The organism is Colwellia sp. BRX9-1 (genome assembly GCF_014077195.1).
Classification (GTDB): Bacteria; Pseudomonadota; Gammaproteobacteria; order Enterobacterales; family Alteromonadaceae; genus Colwellia_A.
This window is the reverse complement of record NZ_JACGVM010000015.1, coordinates 80,247-103,106: the sequence shown is the minus strand read 5'-3', so window position 1 is coordinate 103,106 and position 22,860 is coordinate 80,247. Positions and strand designations below refer to the sequence as shown.

Sequence of the window (22,860 nt, the reverse complement as noted above, 5' to 3'; positions counted from 1 at the left end):
AAACAGAAAAACGCGGTTAATTATATTCAAAGCGTATTTCTGATTTAGTTAAACACTAAATGACAAGGTATCGTTGTTTGTCATTATTTATATTTTTTCATCACTAAAGTAGCGTTAGTGCCACCAAAGCCAAAGCTGTTAGACATAATCAAATTAAGTTCAACATCACGTTTTTCAGTAACAATATCTAGGCCTTGCGCTTTTTCATCTAAGTTATCAACATTGATAGACGGAGCAACAAAACTGTTTTCCATCATCAGTAATGAATAAATAGCTTCATGAACACCCGCCGCGCCGAGTGCATGACCCGTCATTGCTTTGGTTGCACTAATTGCCGGTGAATCTTTACCAAACAATTCTTGAATTGCGCCAAGCTCTTTAACATCACCAACAGGTGTAGAAGTACCGTGAGTATTTAAATAATCAACTTTGCCTTCAACACCTTGCATGGCTTGTTGCATACAACGTACTGCGCCTTCACCACTTGGAGCGACCATATCGTAACCGTCAGAAGTTGCGCCATAGCCAACAATTTCAGCATAGATATGTGCACCACGAGCCAAAGCGTGTTCAAGTTCTTCAACAACAACCATACCGCCGCCGCCTGAAATAACGAAACCGTCACGGTCAGCGTCATAAGTACGTGAAGCAAGTTCTGGCGTATCATTACGACCCGCAGATAAAGCGCCCATACCGTCAAACATCATCGCTAGAGACCAATGAACTTCTTCACCACCGCCAGCAAAAACAATGTCTTGCTTGCCCAGTTGAATAAGTTCCATGGCGTTACCAATACAGTGTGCACTCGTTGCACACGCAGAGCTGATTGAATAGTTAACACCTTTAATTTTAAAAGGTGTTGCTAAACAAGCTGAAACGGTACTGCCCATAGTTTTAGGCACAGCATAAGGGCCAACACGGCGAATACCGCGATTACGGAGTGTATCCGTGGTAATAACAATATTTTCTGAAGACGCGCCGCCTGAGCCAGCAACAATACCGGTACGAACATTTGATACTTGGTCTTCAGTTAGTTTGGCATCATTAATGGCTTGTTCCATAGCGATGTAAGCATAACCTGCTGCATCACCCATAAAACGAAATGCTTTGCGATCAATATGATCTTTAGGCTCAATCGTGGGCTTACCCCAAACATGACTTTTTAAACCAGCTTCTGCAAAGCTTTCAGATTTACTAATACCTGAACGGCCTGCTTTAAGAGATGATAAAACTTCTTCCGCATTGTTACCGATACTCGATACAATGCCTAATCCGGTGATCACTACACGTTTCATTTGAATAACCATTTAAAAATTGAAAAATCAGGCATATCATACAGAAATTTGCCCACAAACTGGTCTGCTCAGTGTACACGTGTACACTGGTTTTTACAATTTTATGACAGACACATTTAATTCACGTTAAAATACTATCTTTAGCGCTTGAAAACCAATGGATTTAATAAATACTTGTGATTAAACAACAAAAAAATTTAAATACGCCGCTTGAAAGAAAAGGCTATCAAATTAGACCCATTATTAAGCAACCCGAAAGTGTTGCCATTATTGGTGGTGGCATTGCTGCTGCCTGTGTTGCTTATGCATTGACTCAAAAAAATATAAAAGTAACACTTTATTGTAAAGATAAAGAAATTGCCCAAGGCGCTTCGAGTAATCATGTCGGTGCGTTATTTCCACTCATTCATCAACAAGTTGATGACATTAGCTTGTTTTACCAACAGGCATTTTGGCATGCACTAAAATGCTATAAAGACTTACACAGCAAAGGGTTTGTTTTTAGTCATGATTGGTGTGGCTTACTTGAAATTTCCTACAAAACAGCTTTAGAAAAAAGACAAAAAATTTTCGAGCAAACCAACCCTTGGTCAAAAGAATTAATTACCAGTATAAATGCAGAGCAAGCATCACTATTAGCCGGTATTACACTTGAACACGGGGGGTTGTTTATGCCCAGCGCTGGCTGGATAGCGCCCGGTGAATTAGTTCAACAGCTATTTAATGCAGCACAGCAAACTCAGCAGTTGTCGATAAAAAATCAAGTAAATATTACCGCACTTAACCAGCAAGACGACAAGAGTTGGCAGCTAACAACAAGCAAAGGCACAATAAATGAAAAAGTTGTTATTTTTTGCGGCGGTGCTGAATCTATTAAACTCAATATTATTGATGAATTACCACTGAGTTCTGTGCGTGGTCAAATAACGAATATGGCAACGAACGAGCAGATCAAAAACTTATCTACCGTTATTTGCCACAAAGGTTATCTAACACCTGCACACCAGCAACAACATTGCATCGGCGCGACATTTGAAAAGGACAGTTTCGATATTGTGGCAACAGATGCTGGCGATCAATATAATTTAACCATGTTAGAAAAGTGCCTGCCTAAATTAGTATCATGGCGCGAACAAGACGTTACCTCGAGTAAAGCTCGTTTACGCTGTATGACACCAGATCACTTACCTGTTGTGGGCGCTATGCCTGATATAGCCCAGCATAAAAGCAACTATGCCCATTTAGCAAAAGATAAAAACTGGCGTTATCAAGAACCTGCACCTGTTATTAAAAATCTATACGTACTTACCGGCTTGGGTGCTAGGGGCTTATGTACAGCGCCGCTATTAGCCGATATTTTGACTGCTGATTTAACGGGTGGCGAATATCCTGTTGGCAGACAAGAACTTTTTAACTTATCACCCAACAGGTTTGTTATTCGCGATATTATTCGTCGTAAATATTTATAGTCTTTAATAAAGGCTGTTATGACTAAACCGATACAAATGATTGTTTAAGGTCTAGCCAATAGTCTTGTACTATTTTTCTATCTTGCGGGCTCAATTCGGTACGGGCTGCTTGCAATTTTTCATCGATACTTAGCGCAAGTTCTTGAGAGAGTGCTTGCGACTCATCACCAAATTCAATAACAGATAAACTGATAAAGCCGCGTAAATAGCTGCTGGCAAATAATTGGTCATCACTGTTATCTTGATCAAATAAATTATCTAAATATAGATAAAGGGCAGCAATATTTTCAAACGATTTTTTTTCTTCAATTGACATAATTCTACTTACTGTTAAGTTTTAAAAAATTTATGATTAGTTGTAAACATAGATTGAAAGCCCATTATTGTGGACTTGCTACCGGGTATAATACTTGATCATTGTATCCTGTTATTACCGGTAAATACCCTGAAAGCTCGATATCTAAATCACTATCACCGGTATCAGCAATTAAGGGTCTTGATGCTAATGCTGTTAATTTCGCTTTTGTCGCTATAATTAAAATATTATCTTTGCCGATGGCGCGGACCACTCGTGGACTGAGCTGTTGATTACCTCGACCAAATATATGACCTTGTCCACCAATTAACGTGATCACCAACTTAATTGTTTTATTATCGGCTTTCGCTAAGGTTATCGCTTGCCATAATTGCGGCTCGGTTACATCACTGGCAATTAAGTGTTGCTGTTCAACCAGATCAACGCCCAGTAAAGTATTATCTAGCGCCAACTCTTCCATTAAAAAAGCGGTGGTTGAGCCTGAGCCAATCACAAAAAGCTCATCATCCATTTCATTAATAACATGAGCAGCAATGTCTTGCAGCACTAGCTCATCAAGTTCTTTGCCACCAGATTTAACCGCTTGAACATAGCGTAACTCAGCCGGAATTTGCATTTCGCCATAGCGTTTTGCTTTAACAATACCTTCTCGAAATAACGATTCGTCGATATCCATAACATCAGCTTCGGTAAGGGTAACTAACTGATTAGTCAGCATCATCTCTACTACCCGCCCCGCAGCTTTTGGCGTAACGGCATAGACACCTGAGTGAATTTTACAGCCCGCAGGAATACCTAGCACAGGAAATTTGTCGCCAACAATTTTACAAACATTGCGGGCAGTGCCATCACCACCAGCAAATAATAATATATCTACGTGCTCTGCTAACAAGGCTTTTACAGTATTTTCAGTGTCTTCTGCCGTGGTATGTTCAGGCTTATCGGTTTGAAAAACAACTTGGGGTTTAAAACCAAGTGCCTGAGCGGCCATCTCTCCCATAAGATCATTAGCACAATAAACGATAATGTCATCTCGATAAGGTAGAAGTATTGACAGTGCTAAGCTTGCTCGCTGATTTGCTTTTGCGGTAGCTCCAAGCGCTAGGGCTTGTTCTGCAATGCCATCTCCATCGCTTCCTTTCAAAGCAACACTGCCGCCAATGCCAGCAATAGGATTGATAATAAAACCAAGTTTAAACATGAGTAACAGTCTCTGAGTGATTAAATGTTGCGTTGGCAGAAAATTGGGTGATATTCAAAGGCAACGATACGTTATAAAAATTAGCCAGTGCGTCAATAAATGCTTGAGCGCGAACAGGAAACCCTTGATGCAAATATTGTTGCACTTGCTGAAAAACATTTTCTTTAAAAGTAATAGTATCGGCAGCCGCACCATTGAGGTTGTCAGCTGAAACATTAAATTTTTTCCCTGCTGCCACACTAAAAGCCCACTCAATTGCTTGTGGTTTAATTTCAACCCGTTCAAATGTTTTCTGTTGCTCCGCATCTCTACCATCAGGCATATACCAATAACCAAAATCTTCTAATAACCGACGTGCTTTTCCAGCCACACACCAATGTGATACTTCATGTAAAGCACTGGCATAAAAACCATGAGCAAAAATAATTTGATGATAGTCACAGGCATTACTTGCCGGACTATACAAAGGTTCGTCGTCGCCTTTGATCAAACGAGTATTGGTGCTGGAACTAAATGTGTCATTAAAGATTTGAATTAAATCTTGGTAGGGTTCTGGCATTTTTATATTCTGGCATATAGGTAAAAAATAGACGAGGTATTCTAACCAAAAGTCATTCGGCTTGCACTGGCTATTTTAGCTAAATAAAGCATTTAGATAATGAAATTAAATGACGGTAATTGGATACTTTTCAAGGGTAATTTTTTAATTATAAATGTTTATTCTTTTATAACGACATTGCGCTTTTTATTTGTTATGTTGATGTAACAAATGCAAAATTATTGTTAAGTAGACACAAGGTATCTGTGTAATTTCTTATCGGTTAAATAAGCATAAAAAGGATTGAATATTACATGGATAGGGAATTAGTTAACTATGGATCCAATAAATGGACTTAAGCTCAAAGCCTTCTTTTTAACAAATAGTGTCGTAAGTAATATTGCAAAAAATGAAGTTCACCACTCTACCCTACAGTTTACCGACCTAGTTAAAACCTGTGGTATTGATATCACGTTAGCAGAAACCTTACCTAATAATGAGCTAATAACAGTTTTTGATTTGATTTTTATTGATTTACAATTCTATATTTTGACAGATAATATTCCAATGGAAATACAGCAACTTACCTCTAGAGTACGGGTTGTTTTTTTTAATGCTACCGATAATTTATGTGATGAAAAGCAACTGTTGATATCGAGCATTGCTGGGATATTTTATCAAGGTGAACGCATTGACATTATTTTGCGTGGTATTACAAGATTACAAAAAAATGAGCGATGGTTTAAACGAAAAACCATGAATAGTGCGCTCAGTGAGTTACTTGTTAAAGTGAGTAAATTAAATCAACTCCCTGCAAATCAACAGCAACAATCAATAAGCTTACCCAGCCTGACACGACGTGAGAATACCATCATTGGTTTAGTTTCTCGTGGTGCAAAAAATCAAGAAATTGCTGATCAGCTTCACATTAGTCCCAATACAGTAAAAACGCATCTTTATAGTATTTTTAGAAAAACCCAATCAAGAAATCGTATTGAACTGATCAGTCGGACACAGGATTATCTCTTTACTGCGAATTAATATCATCAGCCCTAAATATGATACAAACTAAAAGGCCAGTGATTAATCACTGGCCTTTTAGTTGTTGCGAACAACGATTAAACGTCAGCACGCCATACATTTCGTGCGATGCCTTTAATGACTAATTCAGTGATCGCTTTTTCAATCGCTTGTTGCACACAAACATGCATAGGTTCGTTATCACTATAACCGCCTTCCATTTCAGCTAAACGTTTAAAACTGATATAACGGAAAAATCCAGCGCGTACTTCTTGGCTCAGCACTTTTTTACTGGTAGATACCGACACAAGCACTTGCCCAGTGCGCACATCAACCGCACGCATATAAACGGTGATCTGATCTTCACGATATAGCTCTGAAGCACCAATGCCAAAATATTCAGCACCAAAGCCTCCAGTTTTAGTATTGGAGTCATAACTGATAATACCGCCTTCAAGCAGTATTTTAGCGGTGGTCAATGGGGGTAATTCTATATTTTCTGTCGCTTTGTTTGCTTGATTAGCTGCGCGGGTAATTTTTCGTTCAGTTAATACATTTTGTAAACCTTCACGCTCTACCGGTAAAAACCAATCAGAGTCACTTAACGCCTGCATCAAAATAGAGGTAGCGCCTTGAGTTACCGCAGTAGAGAATGAACTGACATTAGCTTGCGGTTTGTATTGTCCTGTTTGGTCTCGATAAGCATACACTGAAACGGCTATTGGTCCTTTAGGTTTAGGTAAAGCCTTTAGTTCTTTAAAACTTTCTAACGGCATCATTTTTGTTGCTAATGACTGCTTAGGAGGAAATAAATTACTCGCTGAATCCAATACACTACAGGCCGATAACAGGCCAACTAGGGTCACGATTATAATTTTTTTCATGGTTTATCCAAACTTCGGTATTTCAATTATAGTTATTTTACCTGTTAATAAATCAGTGATTTCGATAGTAATGCTGTCACTGTTAGCAGATAAAATATCAATTTGATAATCGCCACTAAAAAAAGTGGTATCGCCTTCATTATTAAATACCGCACTTTCACCTAAAACAGTGTCTTTATATTGACTGACAATATCGCTAATTGTTGCCCGTTCAATAGCATCTGATACTTTTTCTTCAAAGCTTTTTTTACTCTGTTCGGCTTTATGTTTATTTTGTGCTTGTGCTTTACTTAACAAAAAGCTGCCGTTTAATGCACTACCACCAAAGCTTGGATTAATGGGTGTATAAACTAATTCTGAGCTCATTGCGTAAGCGCTTAAGCTAAGGTGAATCGCTAAAGCTAATATTAATTTTTTCATCGCTACTTTCCTTATGACTAAAAACCATTCCCAGCCATATCAATATTATTTCGACTATATTGAGGCTGCGACATTGCATCGATTAATATAAATATCGCTTGCTCTACTTTTTCTTTGACCGGTGATTGGCGTCGCCCAAAGTAAGTGACATAAATAATACGACGGTTAAGCACTAAACTAAGCTTAGTGCCTGCTCTGGGTACAATTTGTTCTATTATTTGAACATTTATACCTTGCGTGTTTGGTACGTCATGCCATAACTGACTAAATTTAAAGTAAAAATCATGTCCTAAACGACTCTTGGTATTATCAAGGAGTAACCCCCCTATTTCGACTTCACTAGACGCATGGCTAGAAGGCGAAAATAACGATAAAAGGATGATCAAGATTAAAGATATATATTTAAGCATATTAAGAGACATAAAAAGGGGCCTGTGGCCCCTTATCCAAATTTAGATTAACAAGTCATTACTGCTGTACAATGACCGCAGAATTCCAATCACCCATTTGCGTGATAGAAACTACGCCAGAATCACTAATAAAAGATCCCTCAACAACGTTGCCATTACCCACTTGGCTTATGTTAAATGCAATATTGTCGCCGCCAATAAGCATAGCGCCGCCATCAGTTCCATAGATTAAGTTTTCATCACCTATTTGTTCGATACCAATTTCGTGGTTACTGCCTTCAACTAGAATATCTAATGAGTTTAATTCGCCATTTTGAGCAATATCTATGGTATTCGCATTACTACTAAGAATAGTACTTAACACCACTACCGCGTCATTAGCAAAACCCGTTTGAGCGATTGAAATTTCATTTTCGCTTGTGGTCAAGACATTGTCATCAGCTGAAGCTTCTAAAACAGCAACATTTTCGTCGCCAGATTGCATCACGTCAATGTTATTGTTATTACCATTAAAGTTAACAACGTGGCTTTCATTTAAGTTACCCACTTGAACAGAAGTGTATTCATTATTAGTACCAATAGCGCCAATATAGCTGCTGTTACTATCGCCTACTTGTATATAGTTAAAGTCATTTTCATCACCAATAACATCAAAGCTAGCCGTATTTCCATCACCGTTTTGCATGATGTCAGTGGTGTTAGCATTACCGATATAAAGTCCTGACTCAGCGATATTGTTATCACCTTCTTGATCGATAGCAATTTCGTTTTCATCACCAGCAACTGATGCGATAGTAACCTGATTTCGAGCGCCATCTTGCTCTATTTCAAGTTCGTTTGCATCACCTTCAATCGCTGATACCCTTGTCACATTCCAATAACCATCTTGAGTGCTTTCAACAGTATTGCTGTCACCGGTAATAGTGGTGAGGTAAGTTTCATTCCATTCGCCATCTTGGACAATATCGATAGTGTTATCGGCTCCGGTTAGTTCACTATTGATAGCCCAATGACCGCCGTCACCTTGATCTACAGTGATTTCGTTGCCGTCACCCACAACCTCATTAACAACACGATTACCAATACCCAAATAACCAGCGCCCAGCTGACTTACTTCAACAAGGTTATTATCACCGGTAACGTTATTTTCTGTTTCGTTGATATCACCATCTTGATCAACGTACAGTTCATTATTGTTACCAATAAAGGTACCAACAGCTAAGTTTTCAGCGCCTATTTGCATGATCTCTGCGATATTGCCTTCACCGATCACAGTAAAGTCAGTACCATTGACATCACCCTCTTGAAAAATAGTCGTTTCATTACCTAAATCAGTACCTACCGTAGAGCTTTGTGACAACATAATCACATTCCCTAGAGCATTGACCATCAGATCGGATTGAATAACAACCGTACTTGTAACTTCCTTGGTATCTTCACCGGCAAAAGCCGTTTGATTTAAACCTAGTGCCATAACAATGGCGCAAGTGATTAATGATTTATTAAGTTTCAAAATATATCCCTATTTTTATTTTTTATTTGAGTACACAATTTACTCACAATGTTTTTAATGGATAAGAAGCTTGTTGTCTTACCTGTATTGGCGTTTTGTATTCCCATAACTGTTTAACAATAATAACGAACAGTACCAAAATAATAATTTTAAACTTAATTTCAATAAGTTAGCCATAAAAAAAGTTATATACCTTACAGTATTTAACCAGCCTGGCTTATTGACTTAATCGCTAATTTGATAAATATCACCTTAGCGTTCAAAACGATAAAAAATGGTAAATAAGCACTTTGAATACGTTTCTAATTAAAACCATAAGAAACCCAAACAAAAACTCTATTCGTTTTACTTCGTTGCATTAAAAACTGTACGTTGTTTAGTAACAAATATATATCACCCTATTTTACCATTCCAATAAAAACATTAAAAAACAATAAGATAAACAGCAACCCCAAGTTAAATATACGTTAAAACCATGTTAAAACATAAGTACTAACAAAAAAGGACTAGTTAATAACTTCTCAGATTAAATACAGAAAAAGTAGTAAAAAAGTCGTAAAAAATCTCAAAAAAATCTAGCTAAAGTAATGAAAAAGTCGTGTTTGTTACATTTTAATAGTCACACCTCTATTTTTATGATTAAAGTAATAAGGTTGCGTAAACCCATAGCTAGAAATATTTAGAAAGAAAGGAATTCAGCCTAATAATTATCTGTAGGCTACACATAATTTAATTAACGATTAAAAATAAACATGGAGCAAAACATGAAAGCAAAATTATCAGCTTTAACATTGGCGTTACTGCCTTTGTTCGCTAATGCATCACTAGACCTTAGCTCGAAAGAAGGTCTTACTTATAAATCAGACTCAGTGATTGTTGTCTATAAAGATAGCGCATCTAAATTTGACCGTCGTGCTGCCCGCAGCATAGTGCGAGCTAAAATTTCTGATTTAAACAATGACGAAATTGATGATAAATATCGCAACTTGAAAAAAGGCCGTATCGCGAAATTTACCCTTGATAATATTTCAGTCAAAAGTGCACTTGAAAAACTCCGTAAAAACCCAGCTGTCTTATATGCTGAACCTGATTATATTGTTCATGCAAGCGTAACACCTGACGATAGTAGCTTCGCTGACCTTTGGGGCATGAATAATACCGGTCAAGGTGGTGGTGTTGCCGATGCAGATATCGATGCTCCTGAAGCATGGGATATATCTACGGGTAGTCATGATGTGATCATTGGTGTTATTGATACCGGTGTTGATCATACACACCCTGATTTAATGGCGAATGTCTGGACTAACCCTGCAGAAATATCGGGTGACGGTATTGATAACGATGGCAATGGTTTTATCGATGATATGCATGGTATCAATGCGATTACCGGTGTGGGTGATCCTATGGATGACGCAGGTCATGGTAGTCATGTTTCAGGTACGATTGGAGCAACAGGCAACAATGGGCTAGGTGTAGTTGGTGTTAACCACAATGTATCTATTATAGGTTGCAAATTCCTTAGTGCATCGGGTTCTGGTAGCCTTTCTGACGCATTAACCTGTATTGATTACTTCGTTGATTTAAAAAATAATGGCATAAACGTACGTGCTACTAATAACAGTTGGGGCGGAGGCGGATTTAGCCAAGCACTTTCTGATGCAATTACTTCGTCTGAAGAAGCTAACATCTTGTTTGTTGCCGCCGCAGGTAACGATGCATACGACAACGATGCGCAAAGCAGCTATCCTTCTGGCTACCCGCATGATTCAGTCTTAGCCGTAGCAAGTACAACGCGTACTGATAGTATGTCTAGTTTTTCACAGTGGGGCTTAACCACTGTTGATTTAGGTGCTCCAGGCTCTGATATTTTATCAACAGTACCCGGTGGTGGCTACGCATCATATTCAGGCACTTCGATGGCGACGCCACATGTTACCGGTGCGGCAGCATTAGCCTGGTCAGTAAACCCTGAACTGAGTGCGATTGAAATGAAAGCACTCTTAATGAGCTCTGGTGATGATAACGCTGCACTTGCAGGTAAAACAGTATCAGGAAAACGCTTGAACGTTAATAATGCACTAAACGATGCGGATCCAACACCTGGTTTTACGCTTGCAGCAACACCAGGTTCAAACACTATTGAAGCTGGCGAAACAGCAACTTACAGCTTTAATGTTGGTTCTGTTGCCGATTGGAACGGTGAAGTTAGCTTAACTTTAGATGGCTCACTTGCTGGTGCAACATTATCAACAGATACTGCAACGCCAGGTGCAACATTTGAACTGAGTGTACCAACAACAGCGGAAACACAATGGGGTGAATATACTTTTGTGGTAACGGGAACAAGTGATGATTTAGTTAAAGCATCTACTGTTCGCTTAATGGTTAATCCACAAGGGTTGAACGAGTTTACTTACACGAATGATGAGGTTATTAGTATTCCTGATAACAATTCAGAAGGTATTTCTTCAACCATTAATGTTGCAGATGAACTTACCGTTTTTGCTTCTGATATTTATGTAAATATTACTCATACGTGGATTGGCGACTTAACCGTCATGTTAACATCTCCTTCAGGGACTACGGCACCACTGCACAGTGCATCAGGTGGCGGCGACGATAACATTGATAGTACCTTTAGCTCTTCAGCTTTCAACGGCGAAGTAGCCACGGGTGACTGGATATTAAGTGTTGCTGATAATGCAGCGGCAGATACCGGCACATTAAACAACTGGGCACTGACTATTACTGGTATTGGTGAAACACTTCCTAGCGCACCACAAGCGAGCTTTACTTATCAAGCAGACGGTCTAACCGCTACGTTTACGGATAGCAGTACTGATAGAAATGACGATATGGTTAGCTGGGATTGGAGCTTCGGTGACGGTGCTATATCGAGCGCACAAAACCCTGTACATACTTTCGCTGCAACGGGTAACTATGAAGTTACACTTACCGTTACAGATAGCGAAGGTTTAAACACTACAGAAAATATGCTGGTCACTGTTTCATCAGTAAGTATTGAAGCCGCAGTTAAACGTGCATACAAGTCTCGTTTAGGTCGCTTACGTGTTGATATTACTTGGGAAGGTACTTCAGCAGATAGGGTAGATATTTTCCGTAATGGTGTAAAAATTGATACGGTAGAAAATGCGGGTATTTACCGTGACCGTGAACGTCGCACAACAGGTAGCCAATTCGTGTATCAAATTTGTGACGCGTCAACAGCATGTTCAAATGAAGTAACCGTTAACTTCTAAGCTTAATTTAACAGAAGATGACTAGGCAATAAAACGCCAGATAATAGTTATAACACCGATATATTAAGTAGTAGATACTGATGTTCTAGCTAGCTAAAAATCCCTAACAATTAAAACAGTTAGGGATTTTTTATTTTAATAAGGTGTTGATATTCAGTTAAATAATGTAAAAAAACACTGAGCATCAAGACGGTCAGTGTTTTATATTTAACAGATACTTTATTGAGTTAACGCTAGAAAAGATTAAACATCATCTTCAATGTTATCTATGCCTTTTGTGCGTTCTATACTCTCAAGCTTGTGATGAATCGCCGCTTTAATCATCATATAGGCACTGATGGGTGCAGTAAGTAATAAGAATAGCGAGATCAATATTTCTTTTACGCTAAACCCTGTATGAGTGGTACTAAAAAAGATCATCGCAGCAGTTAGCAAGGATGCCATGCCGAGTGTTGTAGCTTTAGTGGGTCCATGAAGTCGCATAAAAAAATCTGGCATTTTTACTAAGCCAATAGAGCCAACGAGTACAAAAGAGCCGCCAATTAATAATAATATTGAAATAATCCATTCTGCCATAACTTACCCCTTACTCTATAATATCGCCACGCAGCAAATACTTACATACCGCAACAGTACTAACAAATCCTAACATAGCGATTAACAGCGCTGCTTCAAAATATAATGCAGTGCCCATACTCATACCGTATAAAATGATCAATGCGATTGTATTGATATACATCGTATCGAGTGCAAGTATTCTATCGGGTATAGAGGGTCCCATTAATAAGCGCCATACATTTAATAATAACGACAAACCTATCATAGCAAAAACAATTGAAATTACAGTTTCTAACATTGAAACATCTCCTTAAGAGGCGCTTCATAACGTTGTTTAATCATTTTTATTAAGGCCTGTTCATCTTTTAGATCTAAAACGTGTATTAGCAAAAACTGTTGTTCAAGCTTTTCACCTTCACTTAAGCTTTCTCTCCAAGGGTACACTTCCGCACTGACAGTGCCTGGCGTTAATGACACCGTACTTGCCAAAATAGTAATGGGCAAACTGTGTGTTAAGTCTAATGGTACTTTAACAAACCCAGGTGTTAGTTTTTTAGTGGGCCCTAATATTAAAATAGCAACCTGAACATTGGCCGTAATAATGTCATATAAAACCAACGCTAAATGGCGCAACGCTAAACCAGGCTTAATAATGATGGGTTGCTTTGTTCTAAACGGGCTAGTCACCAAAGGAATGACTATCGCTAAAGTAGTGGCTAAGAAAATATGCCCTGCTGACAAGCTGTTATTTAACACCAACCAGACAGTAAACAGTACCAGGCTCATTAAAGGAGCGGGTAGCCATTTAAATCGTGTTTCTAATCGCATTACTGTCCTCCTGAAAGGATAAGTTTAATGTTGTTATTAAAATCATGTAACTGGGTAGCTGCACCAATAGCATACTCACTTAATGGTCCAGCAAAAATAGTCATTAATGGTGCACCAGAGATGAGAATAAGCAAGGCGACTAATTGCGCTGGATGAACACGTTCTTGCTTTGTATCAGTGGTTATTTTAGCATGATGATGCCAAAACAAAGTGCTACCTGCTTTAGACACAGCAAATAATATAGCTAAACTTGCAAAAAGATATATTGGCCAAAACACCAAGGTATATTCAGCATTTAAAGTTGCTTTAAGCAGCCATACTTTTCCAATGAAACCAGACAAAGGTGGCATGCCTATCACCGCAATCGCTGCAATCAAAAAACAAGCGCCAAGCAACTTTGGCTGAGAAACAGCAGAGCCTGCAGAAATACGGTCGGCAACATCACCACGTTGGCGACCAATTAAGTCAGCTAAAATAAAGAGTGCTGCTGTAACCAACGTTGAGTGCACTAAGTAATAGATAGCTGCGGAAGTTGCTTCAATAGTTTGTACCGCAACTAATGCAACCAAGGTACCCACCGACACAATCACCAAATTAGCGATTAACTTTCTTAAATCTTTACTGGCTAAAACACCTACCGCGCCCATAGCAATTGTAGCAAGCCCTAACCACCACAACCAACTTTGCGCCATATGAGTTAATTCACCCGCTTCATCACCAAATATAAGTGTATAAACACGCATCATTGAATAGACACCCACTTTGGTCATAATGGCAAATAATGCCGCGACAACAGGTATTGCTGTTGCATAAGTATTAGGTAACCATAAATGTAGTGGTAGCAAAGCGCCTTTTAAAGCAAATACCACCAATAATAACATCCCACCAATTTTGGCTAAGTAAACATCATCACCTTGTAAAAGTGCTACTTTCTGAGCCATATCAGCCATATTTAGTGTACCTAATACACCATATAAAATCCCTAAAGCAATCAAGAAAATCGCTGAGCCAACTAGATTAAGGATCACGTACTGCAAAGCAACTCGGGTATTTTTTTTATCTCCACCATGCATTAGCAACGAATACGAGGCGATAAGTAATACTTCAAAAAAGACGAATAGATTAAAAGCATCGCCGGTTAAGAATGCGCCGTTGACCCCTAAAATTAAAAAATGTACAAGTGGATGAAAAAAACTCCCTTTATCATCATCTCCTGCACTCGCATATAACACACAGACAACACCGAGCAATGTCGTTAAACACACTAATAATGTCGAGAGGGGATCAGCAACGAGTACAATACCAAAGGGTGCACTCCAATCGCCGATAGCATAAACCTGAGTACCATCAGCTTGGACTTTGAGTAGTAAAGCCAATGAGGCGGCAAATGTAAAAACGCTGAGTACGACAGAAGCCACTCTTCGGGTACTTTTATTGGAGCCAAAAGGAGGCATCAATAAAATAACACCCGCGAGTATCGGCAATAAAATCGGTAAAAAGGTCAAATTCTGGATCATACGTTTACCTTTTTATCTTTTTCTGGCTGGCCATCTACATGGTCACTGCCTAGATCTGCTCGCCCTCTGATAGCTAAAATAACCACAAAGGCAGTCATTGCAAAACCAATAACTATCGCGGTTAACACTAAAGCTTGTGGCAATGGATCCGTATATTCTGAAGAGGTTCCAAGCACCGCAGCATTATTGATGCTAAGCCGCCCAGATGAAAACAGAAATAAATTAACCGCGTAAGAAAACATCGTTAGCCCTAATACGATAGGGAACGTTCTAGAACGTAAGATTAGAAACACGCCACAAGACACTAAAAGCCCAACGCAGGATGCGTAAAGTAATTCCATTAAATTTTCACCTCTTCTTTAGGCCCGCTCGCTAATTGACCAAGACTTGCCAAAATCATTAATGTCGCGCCTACAACTGTAATATAAACACCCAGATCAAAGATCAGTGCACTGGCAAGTTCAATTTTACCAATAATGGGAATATCGAAATAGTCAAACCACGTAGTCATGAACGGCCTACCAAAGAACCAACTACCCACACCAGTAAATGTCGCAATAGCAATTCCTGAGGCAATAATTTTCCGATAATTAATCGTTAAACGAGTAGATATCCAGGCTGAGCCGTGTGCAATATACTGTAAAATAAAGGCAACTGAGGTCACTAAACCTGCAATAAATCCACCACCTGGAAGATTATGACCACGTAAGAAAATATAAAACGAGATCATTAATGCCAAGGGGAGTAATGACTGAGAAATACTGGCTAATAAAATAGGGTAACGCTCTTTCGCCCATAGTCGCCCTTCACTATCCCTAACAGGAAGAAGTAACGGTAGGTTGATTAAAAGCTTATAAATACCCAGCGCAGCAATACCTAATACGCAAATTTCACCTAAGGTGTCAAAGCCGCGAAAATCAACCAAAATAACATTAACAACGTTGGTACCGCCGCCACCTGTTTTAGCATTGGCTAAGAAAAATTCTGATATTGACTCAAGTGGGCGGGTAATTAATGCATAGCAAATACTCGCGACGACAACCCCTAAAGCAGCAGAGATCCCTAAATCGCGTACCACACGTAAAGAGCTAGACTCTTTGGGTGAATGCTGTGGCAAGAAAAACAAGGCCAGCATCAGTAAAACAATAGTGACGACTTCAACCGTTAATTGCGTTAAGGCTAAATCAGGTGCTGAGAAGCGAGTAAACACGACAGACACCATTAAACCAACAACTGATATCATTAATAACGACACCACTCTTGCGCGGTACCAAATCACCGTACTTATTGCGCCAATCATTAATAATGCTGCGCCAATCGCGTTATGAAGATCAATTGGCGTCAATTCTTTTTGCCCGCTTAGTTGGTGCATTTCAAATAATGGCCAACCAGCAAAGATTAAAACAAAAACAAACATTAGCATTAGATAACGTTGTAAAGAACCATTTTCTATGTCGTTTATTTTTCGCTGACTCCACTTTGTGATGAGATATATACTGTCATCAAAAGCCTTCTTGGCGTTCAAGTTAGGCATAGATGCCTGAAATTGAAACAGATAACGTCGCTGGCTATACAGAAATAAACCACCGATTACGGCTATAGCACTCATCAAGAGTGGCAAATTAAAACCGTGCCATAATGCAACTTTAAATTCAGGAACATATCCACCGAGTACGGCAAAAGACGCTGCTTTTAAAATGTCATCAATAATAAAGTTAGGGAATACCCCGACGATTAAACATAAAGCGACCAGTATTTCGATAGGCACTCGCATATAACGCGGTGGCTCACTGGGTTGTTTAGGTAAATCTATAGGGTCACCATTAAAGAAAACATCGTGGATAAAGCGAGCTGAGTAAGCCACAGCTAATGCTCCTGCAACGGTAGCAAGTACAGGTATAAGCCAAGACATAGACCCAAGTAATTGTTGATGCAGTGTTTCAGCAAAAAACATTTCTTTAGACAAGAAACCATTTAACAGCGGTACACCGGCCATCGCGGCCGCAGCAACCATGGCTAACGTCGCGGTATAAGGCATAAATCGCCACATACCGTTGAGTTTCCGCATGTCACGCGTACCCGTTTCATGATCAATAATACCCGTTGCCATAAATAATGAAGCTTTAAATATGGCATGATTGATTATATGAAAAATGGCAGCAACAGCGGCAAGCTTAGTGTCCAAACCAAATAATAAAGTGATTAACCCTAAATGACTGATCGTTGAATAGGCTAACAGCCCTTTTAAATCATGTTTAAATAACGCAATATAAGCGCCGAGTAACATGGTAGTTAATCCGGTTAAACTCACCAGAATAAACCATATATCGGTTCCCGCTAATGCAGGATAAAAACGCGCTAATAAGAAAATCCCAGCCTTTACCATAGTAGCAGAATGTAGATAAGCACTAACCGGCGTTGGCGCAGCCATAGCATGAGGTAGCCAAAAGTGAAAAGGAAACTGTGCCGATTTTGTGAAAGCGCCCAGTAAGACTAAAATTAGAGTGATTTCATACCAAGCATGCGCTTGAATAATTTCTCTGCTCGCTAAGATAGCATCTAAATTGTAACTACCAACGATATTACCCAGTAAAAGCAAACCCGCCAGCAATGCTAAACCACCACCACCGGTTACGATTAAGGCCATGATTGCGCCCTTTCGTGCCTCGGGTTTATGCCACCAATAGCTAATTAACAAAAACGAACTAATACTGGTTAGCTCCCAGAAGAACCAGAGCTGAATGATATTATTCGACATGACAATACCAAGCATCGCTGTCATAAATAACATCAAATAAGCATAAAGCTTGGGCATAGAGTCTTTACTACTGAGGTAATAACGGGCATAAAAGATAACTAATATGCCTATTCCTAAGATCATAAATACAAACAACAGCGCTAAGCCATCTAAACGAAAGGCGATATCTATACCCAGTAAAGGGATCCAAGAGATTGTTTCCCTAATAACCTTGCCAGCAAAAATAGCTGGCGCTAAGCTAATCGTCATCAATAATGCAATGATAGGCATTAACAACGTCAACGCAGTTGATTGATTACGTGTTAATTTTCCCGTTCTTGAGGAAATAATACTGCCGAGTAACGATAGCAAGGGTATCCAAAGCAAAGTCATAGAGTAAGCCTTTTTATTTTTATAATTATAAGTAATGACATCGGAACATAGACATAATATGTCGCTAAACTAAATTTAACAACATTATCTCCTTATAAAAGTGTAATTGAAATTAATTTAAAAGCACTTAAGTATAAACTGAATAAAAGTTAAGCGACGAATATTCGGAAAAGCATTGTTTTTTTTCGACGATTGTTTGATTATCAACCACAGTGCATTGGTTAATAAGAGAATAGTCGGTATAGTGTTAATTTACTATATAAATAGAAGACTTACCATAATGAAAAAATTAGATGATATAGATTTACGCATTTTAACTATTTTATATCGCGATGCTGATATCACTAATAAAGAGTTAGCTTCCCAAATAGGGGTGGCACCTTCTACGTGTTTAGAGCGTGTAAAGCGTATGAAACATAAAAATATAATTACCGGCGCTTGTATCGAGATTGATTTCAAAAGTTTAGGTGGAAATATAGAAGCCATTGCCGCTATTCGCTTGCAGCCCTATTCTGAAGATATTGTTAACAACCTTCGCGACGATTTACTTAAACTTCCTGAAATTGTTAGCTTATATCACATGGGCGGCAGCTATGATTACTTCATTCATATGTCAGTTAAAGACAGTGAACATTTACGACAGTTTGTCTTCAATGCAATTACCTCAAGAGATGAAGTAACCACCGTAGAAACCTCTCTTATTTTTGAACACAGTCGCAGCGGGGTATTGCCCAACTTTGATGATGAGGACTAATCAGTCTGAGTAATTATGAGATAGTACTTTAACGCTAGAAGCCTCGTTTTAAAGAAGGCTTCTATTGATAATAATTATTTTTCAAAGTCTTTGCTTTCAAAATAAAGTGGACTTATTGTGCCGCAATTGAGGAACTTATACAGCAGCTCAGTTTCTTTTGGCACGGCTGCTGAAGTACGAAAACGTGGCAAGCACCCTGCTTCTACGTCAATATTTAGTAAATGTGAAAAGCTAGGTGCTTTTTGAATTTTATGAATATAAATTTTATAATTCTTTTTCAAATCAACAACGTCATACTCTTGCTGATTACTTGAATCCTTTATATCGTCAAGTTCACGAACGTATAATTTTTTAGCAAAGGTTAAGGGTATATTTTCATAAACCAACATTCCCCCTCGAGAAAAATGCCCTGCGTATACATCAGCCATAATGACCATTTCCTCGCCTCGCATCAAACGTTGCAAATTAAAAGGTTTGGCTTTTATCGTCGTTAATTGCCCATCACGTACGGTTTGCAAAAGTGCTAAATCTTTATTCTCAATTTTATATAATAACTGCACATTACTTGGCCTATCATAGGTTGTCATCACCGAAGCATATATAGCAGAGCGCTGAACAAAGAGCACCATATTATGTTCACCCATAAATGAAGGGTCTATTGGTGGTAACTCTTTAACTTCTTCATTAGCAAAGCTGGTTGAATTTAATATAATTAAGAGTAAAACAAGTAAAAGTCTTTTCATTAAAGTTCGCTCGATAAAATGTGTTTGACGTTAGGCCAACACGAGTGATTGGTCTAATTATAAAAGGTGATTATAAACCATCTATAAAAAAAGGCTAAATGAATTAACATTCAACCAATTTGTTATAAAAATACAGCGCTATAAATATAAAGTGACTAATATCGTTACTTGTCAGTCTTTGAACGCTTTGTTTTAACTACCCTATTTCTTTTATCATGCTTTTCGTTTGAACGCTTTGTTTTAACAATCCTACTTTGGTTATCATGCTTTTTGTTTGAACCTTGTCTTTTAGAACTAATTGAAGTATTTGCAGAACGATAAGTCTGCTGCTTGGCACTTTTCTTATCAATTTTAGTGGCAAGCTGTTTGGGCCTTTCTTTATTTACAGTTCGACTCGCTCGGTAAACCTTTTCGGCTTTAGTTTTTTTAGACTGATCATAAGATCTGTGCTGTCTTGTTGTCGGCTTTGATACATGTTTTGCTACAGGTTTTGAAAAAGTATTTGTCGCCTTGTCAGTGATACGGTTTACTCGTCGAGCGCTTTCATTGGGCTTGTGCCTTATGGTAGATAGAGCTCGCTTGGTATTACCTTGTAGCTTATTGTGCACGACAGCATGATTTCTATTGCTAGATTCGCTGCTCCTTACTCGCTTGTCCTTATACTTAACGCGAGTATGCTTGTTTCGATAAGCCACACCTTTACGGTGAACGGGCTGGTGTCTCCAACGTTTAGCATAGCCACCATTAGCAATTAAGTGACGAGGACGCTGTTCATAGTAGCGATATGAAGAACGTCGAGTATTAGCTACAACCACCTGGCGATTATGCCAATGAAAAGCACTAAAAAAATAATCAAACGAAATATGAACGCCAGCATGCCAATAAAAAGGATTGGAGCGACTTACATAAACACTTCGCTGAGGTTGCCAGTAAACAGGAGGATAAGATGACCAATGCCAAGCACCATAAACCATGCGTGTATCATAATACGGCACATAAACAATCTCCTTCTCTCTTGCTTCAATAACAATATTACTGTCTTGATAGCTAACCTCCATATTGTCCATTTCACCCAGGTTTCCGGCAAGTTGAGCTTGCTTTCTTAACCGTTGAATACTTTCTAATAATATCGACTCATCTTGTAAAAAAGCATCACCGAGCTGTTGAGTCCAGGTTAAATCTTCACTCAGTCGGCTAAGAATACGCTCAAAAGGCACTAATGCTTTAACACTGGCATCCCAATTAAAATCTTTTACCGCTTGAGCCACTTGCTCAGTATTTAGTCTTGTGTTTTTCTTTAGCCAGCGATGGGCTTCGATTATTTCAATAGGATAGGTAGCAGCAATTAAAATATGAGTTAATAAGCTGTCGGGATAAAGTGCAATGGGTGCTAGCATTTGTGCTAATTCAGCTTTACTAAATAGCTGCTGCTCTTGTTTCTCTTGTTGCTGAAGCGCTGACTGTGAAGGCTGGTACTCAGCGTACAAGTTAAAGCTAACTAAGGCAGCAAAGCTGAATAAAAACGTGACTTTTTTCATCGTTATAATCCTTATGACTAATTCTAGAACACAAAGATAACAACACTAAACTGAACGTAACCTGAACAGCTTTCTCGGCTATTTGTTAACAAAGCCTACAAGGGTTTAAAAGATAAGTGTAAAAACAGCACCATTAAGTGTTGTTGAGTTACTGATGGTTAATTGGCCTTGATAACTACTGACTAAATCATTAACAATAGCTAAACCAATACCATGACCCGCTTGATAGGTGTCTGCTCTGCCACCACGCGATAAAATAATATCGCGTTGAGACGCTTCAATACCCGCGCCATCATCGGCAATTTCAATCGTTAATATTTTTGCAGAACTAATCACGCTAATGGCAATTTTATGCTTAGCCGCTTTACAGGCGTTATCGAGAAGGTTTCCTAAAATTTCCATTAAATCGGCTTCATCACCCTTAAATATAGCACTTGCATCAACATTGACGGCAAATGATAAATTCTTATCATGATATATTTTCGCTAACGTGCTGATTAGCTTGTCAACAACGGGCTTAATTTTTACACCTAAGTGCCATGAAGACTGCCCGGCACTTTGAGCTCTTTTAAGTTGATGTTCAATAATGTTATTAATTAATGTTAATTGTTCACTGGCGCTTGCTGAAATATTCTGTTGGCTTTGAATAACGGCCAGTGGATTTTTAAGGCTATGCGCTAAATCTGACAAGGCATTACGATAGCGTTTTCGTTGGTTCTCTTCCAGTGCCAATAAGGCGTTTAATTGCTGAGTCACCGGTTGTAATTCAAGAGGATAGTTGGCGTCTAGGGCTTTCTTTTGGCCTTTTTCTATCTGTTCAAGCTCTTGAGATAATACAGTTAATGGTTTCAAGGTCCATAATAACCAGGCAATTTGTACAAAAACAAAGACAACCATTAATGCCAGCAGCCATGCCCATAATGTTTTTTCAAAGTCATTTAGAGCGCTTAATAAGGCTTGTTGGTCTTTTATCAGATGCAGTGTTATTTCAAAGTCTTGGCCGTTATCAGAAAAACTCGCACTAAAGCTATAAAGTAGATGAGGACTGTCCGCTAGGCTTATTTTTGAAATCAGTGTTTGCCCAACATCAGGCGATGGCAATACCGCCGTTAGAGACAAGGTCAGCAGAGATTGTGATTGCCAAAGTATTTTGTTTTTTATCGCGCCTATTTGCGTTTCTTTTGACCGTTTGGTAATTAAGGCATACAAGCCTGATTGGTTAATATTGAATTGGTTTTCTAGCAAGAGCTCCGGCATTAACAAGAGATTATTTTCAACTTCTGCCACAGTAAAAATAGAATAACTATAGGCTTTTAACTCGTTTTTCAACGCTACATTTAATTGCCGTTCAAAGGCATTCGATAAGGTTAAGCCAATAATAGGCAGCATCACTACCGTCATCGCTAACGTACTTAATAATAATCGAACTTTTAAGGCGTTCATTTACTTGGTATATCCACGTGACC

The 22,860-nt window shown here is 38.7% G+C and carries 21 protein-coding genes; 4 read left to right on the top strand and 17 right to left on the bottom strand.

Annotation, left to right across the window (positions count from 1 at the left end):
- Window positions 1–83: 83 nt before the first annotated feature.
- Window positions 84–1,295, bottom strand: a complete 1,212-nt coding sequence (fabB, locus tag H4J76_RS14145) for a beta-ketoacyl-ACP synthase I (RefSeq protein WP_070374288.1) — start codon at window positions 1,293–1,295, stop codon at window positions 84–86.
- Between the two features lie 176 nt (window positions 1,296–1,471).
- Here fabB and mnmC point away from each other — a divergent pair, with 176 nt between their 5' ends.
- Window positions 1,472–2,764: an FAD-dependent 5-carboxymethylaminomethyl-2-thiouridine(34) oxidoreductase MnmC gene (gene mnmC, locus H4J76_RS14140; protein ID WP_310733840.1), complete on the top strand. Its 1,293-nt coding sequence runs from the start codon at window positions 1,472–1,474 to the stop codon at window positions 2,762–2,764.
- Between the two features lie 22 nt (window positions 2,765–2,786).
- Here mnmC and H4J76_RS14135 read toward each other — a convergent pair whose 3' ends face one another.
- From H4J76_RS14135 to H4J76_RS14125, 3 genes are all read right to left on the bottom strand, one after another.
- A complete protein-coding gene (locus tag H4J76_RS14135; RefSeq protein ID WP_070374290.1) occupies window positions 2,787–3,080 on the bottom strand; it encodes a YfcL family protein in 294 nt (97 codons plus the stop codon).
- A 64-nt stretch (window positions 3,081–3,144) separates the two neighbouring features.
- Complete coding sequence (locus H4J76_RS14130) at window positions 3,145–4,281, bottom strand: ATP-NAD kinase family protein (protein WP_182230842.1); 1,137 nt, start codon at window positions 4,279–4,281, stop codon at window positions 3,145–3,147.
- Window positions 4,274–4,840 (bottom strand): elongation factor P hydroxylase, encoded by a 567-nt coding sequence (locus H4J76_RS14125; protein WP_182230841.1) that lies wholly within the window; start codon window positions 4,838–4,840, stop codon window positions 4,274–4,276. The genes H4J76_RS14130 and H4J76_RS14125 overlap by 8 nt, the downstream gene beginning before the upstream one ends.
- 315 nt (window positions 4,841–5,155) lie before the next feature.
- Between H4J76_RS14125 and H4J76_RS14120 the strand changes: the two genes are divergently transcribed.
- Complete coding sequence (locus H4J76_RS14120) at window positions 5,156–5,860, top strand: LuxR C-terminal-related transcriptional regulator (RefSeq protein ID WP_182214007.1); 705 nt, start codon at window positions 5,156–5,158, stop codon at window positions 5,858–5,860.
- Between the two features lie 77 nt (window positions 5,861–5,937).
- Here the strand turns inward: H4J76_RS14120 and H4J76_RS14115 are convergent, their stop codons facing one another.
- From H4J76_RS14115 to H4J76_RS14100, 4 genes are read right to left on the bottom strand one after another with little or no spacing between them, the layout of a single operon-like run.
- Window positions 5,938–6,723, bottom strand: a complete 786-nt coding sequence (locus H4J76_RS14115) for a CsgG/HfaB family protein (RefSeq protein ID WP_182214008.1) — start codon at window positions 6,721–6,723, stop codon at window positions 5,938–5,940.
- Between the two features lie 3 nt (window positions 6,724–6,726).
- Window positions 6,727–7,143, bottom strand: coding sequence for a curli assembly protein CsgF (locus tag H4J76_RS14110; RefSeq protein WP_182222895.1), 417 nt, complete (start codon window positions 7,141–7,143; stop codon window positions 6,727–6,729).
- A gap of 17 nt (window positions 7,144–7,160) precedes the next feature.
- Window positions 7,161–7,565, bottom strand: coding sequence for a curli production assembly/transport protein CsgE (locus H4J76_RS14105; RefSeq protein ID WP_259366432.1), 405 nt, complete (start codon window positions 7,563–7,565; stop codon window positions 7,161–7,163).
- Window positions 7,566–7,611: 46 nt separating this feature from the next.
- A complete protein-coding gene (locus H4J76_RS14100) occupies window positions 7,612–9,066 on the bottom strand; it encodes a curlin (protein ID WP_182230840.1) in 1,455 nt (484 codons plus the stop codon).
- Window positions 9,067–9,830: 764 nt separating this feature from the next.
- On the opposite strand from H4J76_RS14100, the gene H4J76_RS14095 reads away from it, so the two are divergent.
- The gene (locus tag H4J76_RS14095) at window positions 9,831–12,326 is read left to right on the top strand and encodes a S8 family serine peptidase (protein WP_182230839.1); all 2,496 of its coding nucleotides are present in this window, start codon (window positions 9,831–9,833) and stop codon (window positions 12,324–12,326) included.
- 243 nt (window positions 12,327–12,569) lie between these two features.
- Here the strand turns inward: H4J76_RS14095 and H4J76_RS14090 are convergent, their stop codons facing one another.
- From H4J76_RS14090 to H4J76_RS14065, 6 genes are read right to left on the bottom strand one after another with little or no spacing between them, the layout of a single operon-like run.
- Window positions 12,570–12,902 (bottom strand): Na+/H+ antiporter subunit G, encoded by a 333-nt coding sequence (locus tag H4J76_RS14090; RefSeq protein WP_070374293.1) that lies wholly within the window; start codon window positions 12,900–12,902, stop codon window positions 12,570–12,572.
- A 10-nt stretch (window positions 12,903–12,912) separates the two neighbouring features.
- Window positions 12,913–13,182 (bottom strand): K+/H+ antiporter subunit F, encoded by a 270-nt coding sequence (locus tag H4J76_RS14085; RefSeq protein WP_182176009.1) that lies wholly within the window; start codon window positions 13,180–13,182, stop codon window positions 12,913–12,915.
- A complete protein-coding gene (locus H4J76_RS14080) occupies window positions 13,176–13,712 on the bottom strand; it encodes a Na+/H+ antiporter subunit E (protein ID WP_070374295.1) in 537 nt (178 codons plus the stop codon). Before H4J76_RS14080 ends, H4J76_RS14085 begins: the two co-directional genes overlap by 7 nt.
- The gene (locus H4J76_RS14075) at window positions 13,712–15,229 is read right to left on the bottom strand and encodes a monovalent cation/H+ antiporter subunit D (RefSeq protein ID WP_182230838.1); all 1,518 of its coding nucleotides are present in this window, start codon (window positions 15,227–15,229) and stop codon (window positions 13,712–13,714) included. The genes H4J76_RS14080 and H4J76_RS14075 overlap by 1 nt, the downstream gene beginning before the upstream one ends.
- Entirely contained in the window at window positions 15,226–15,570 is a 345-nt protein-coding gene (locus H4J76_RS14070) for a Na+/H+ antiporter subunit C (protein ID WP_070374297.1), read from the bottom strand. The genes H4J76_RS14075 and H4J76_RS14070 overlap by 4 nt, the downstream gene beginning before the upstream one ends.
- Window positions 15,570–18,359, bottom strand: a complete 2,790-nt coding sequence (locus H4J76_RS14065) for a monovalent cation/H+ antiporter subunit A (protein WP_182230837.1) — start codon at window positions 18,357–18,359, stop codon at window positions 15,570–15,572. Before H4J76_RS14065 ends, H4J76_RS14070 begins: the two co-directional genes overlap by 1 nt.
- Before the next feature lie 280 nt (window positions 18,360–18,639).
- On the opposite strand from H4J76_RS14065, the gene H4J76_RS14060 reads away from it, so the two are divergent.
- On the top strand, window positions 18,640–19,113 hold the full coding sequence (locus H4J76_RS14060) for an Lrp/AsnC family transcriptional regulator (RefSeq protein ID WP_070374299.1): 474 nt from the start codon (window positions 18,640–18,642) through the stop codon (window positions 19,111–19,113).
- 74 nt (window positions 19,114–19,187) lie between these two features.
- On the opposite strand, the gene H4J76_RS14055 is transcribed toward H4J76_RS14060, so the two are convergent.
- The 3 genes from H4J76_RS14055 to H4J76_RS14045 form a co-directional block, all read right to left on the bottom strand.
- On the bottom strand, window positions 19,188–19,856 hold the full coding sequence (locus H4J76_RS14055) for a hypothetical protein (protein ID WP_182230836.1): 669 nt from the start codon (window positions 19,854–19,856) through the stop codon (window positions 19,188–19,190).
- 164 nt (window positions 19,857–20,020) lie between these two features.
- A complete protein-coding gene (locus H4J76_RS14050; protein WP_182230835.1) occupies window positions 20,021–21,394 on the bottom strand; it encodes a DUF3300 domain-containing protein in 1,374 nt (457 codons plus the stop codon).
- Between the two features lie 105 nt (window positions 21,395–21,499).
- Entirely contained in the window at window positions 21,500–22,837 is a 1,338-nt protein-coding gene (locus tag H4J76_RS14045; RefSeq protein ID WP_182230834.1) for an ATP-binding protein, read from the bottom strand.
- Window positions 22,838–22,860: the final 23 nt, after the last annotated feature.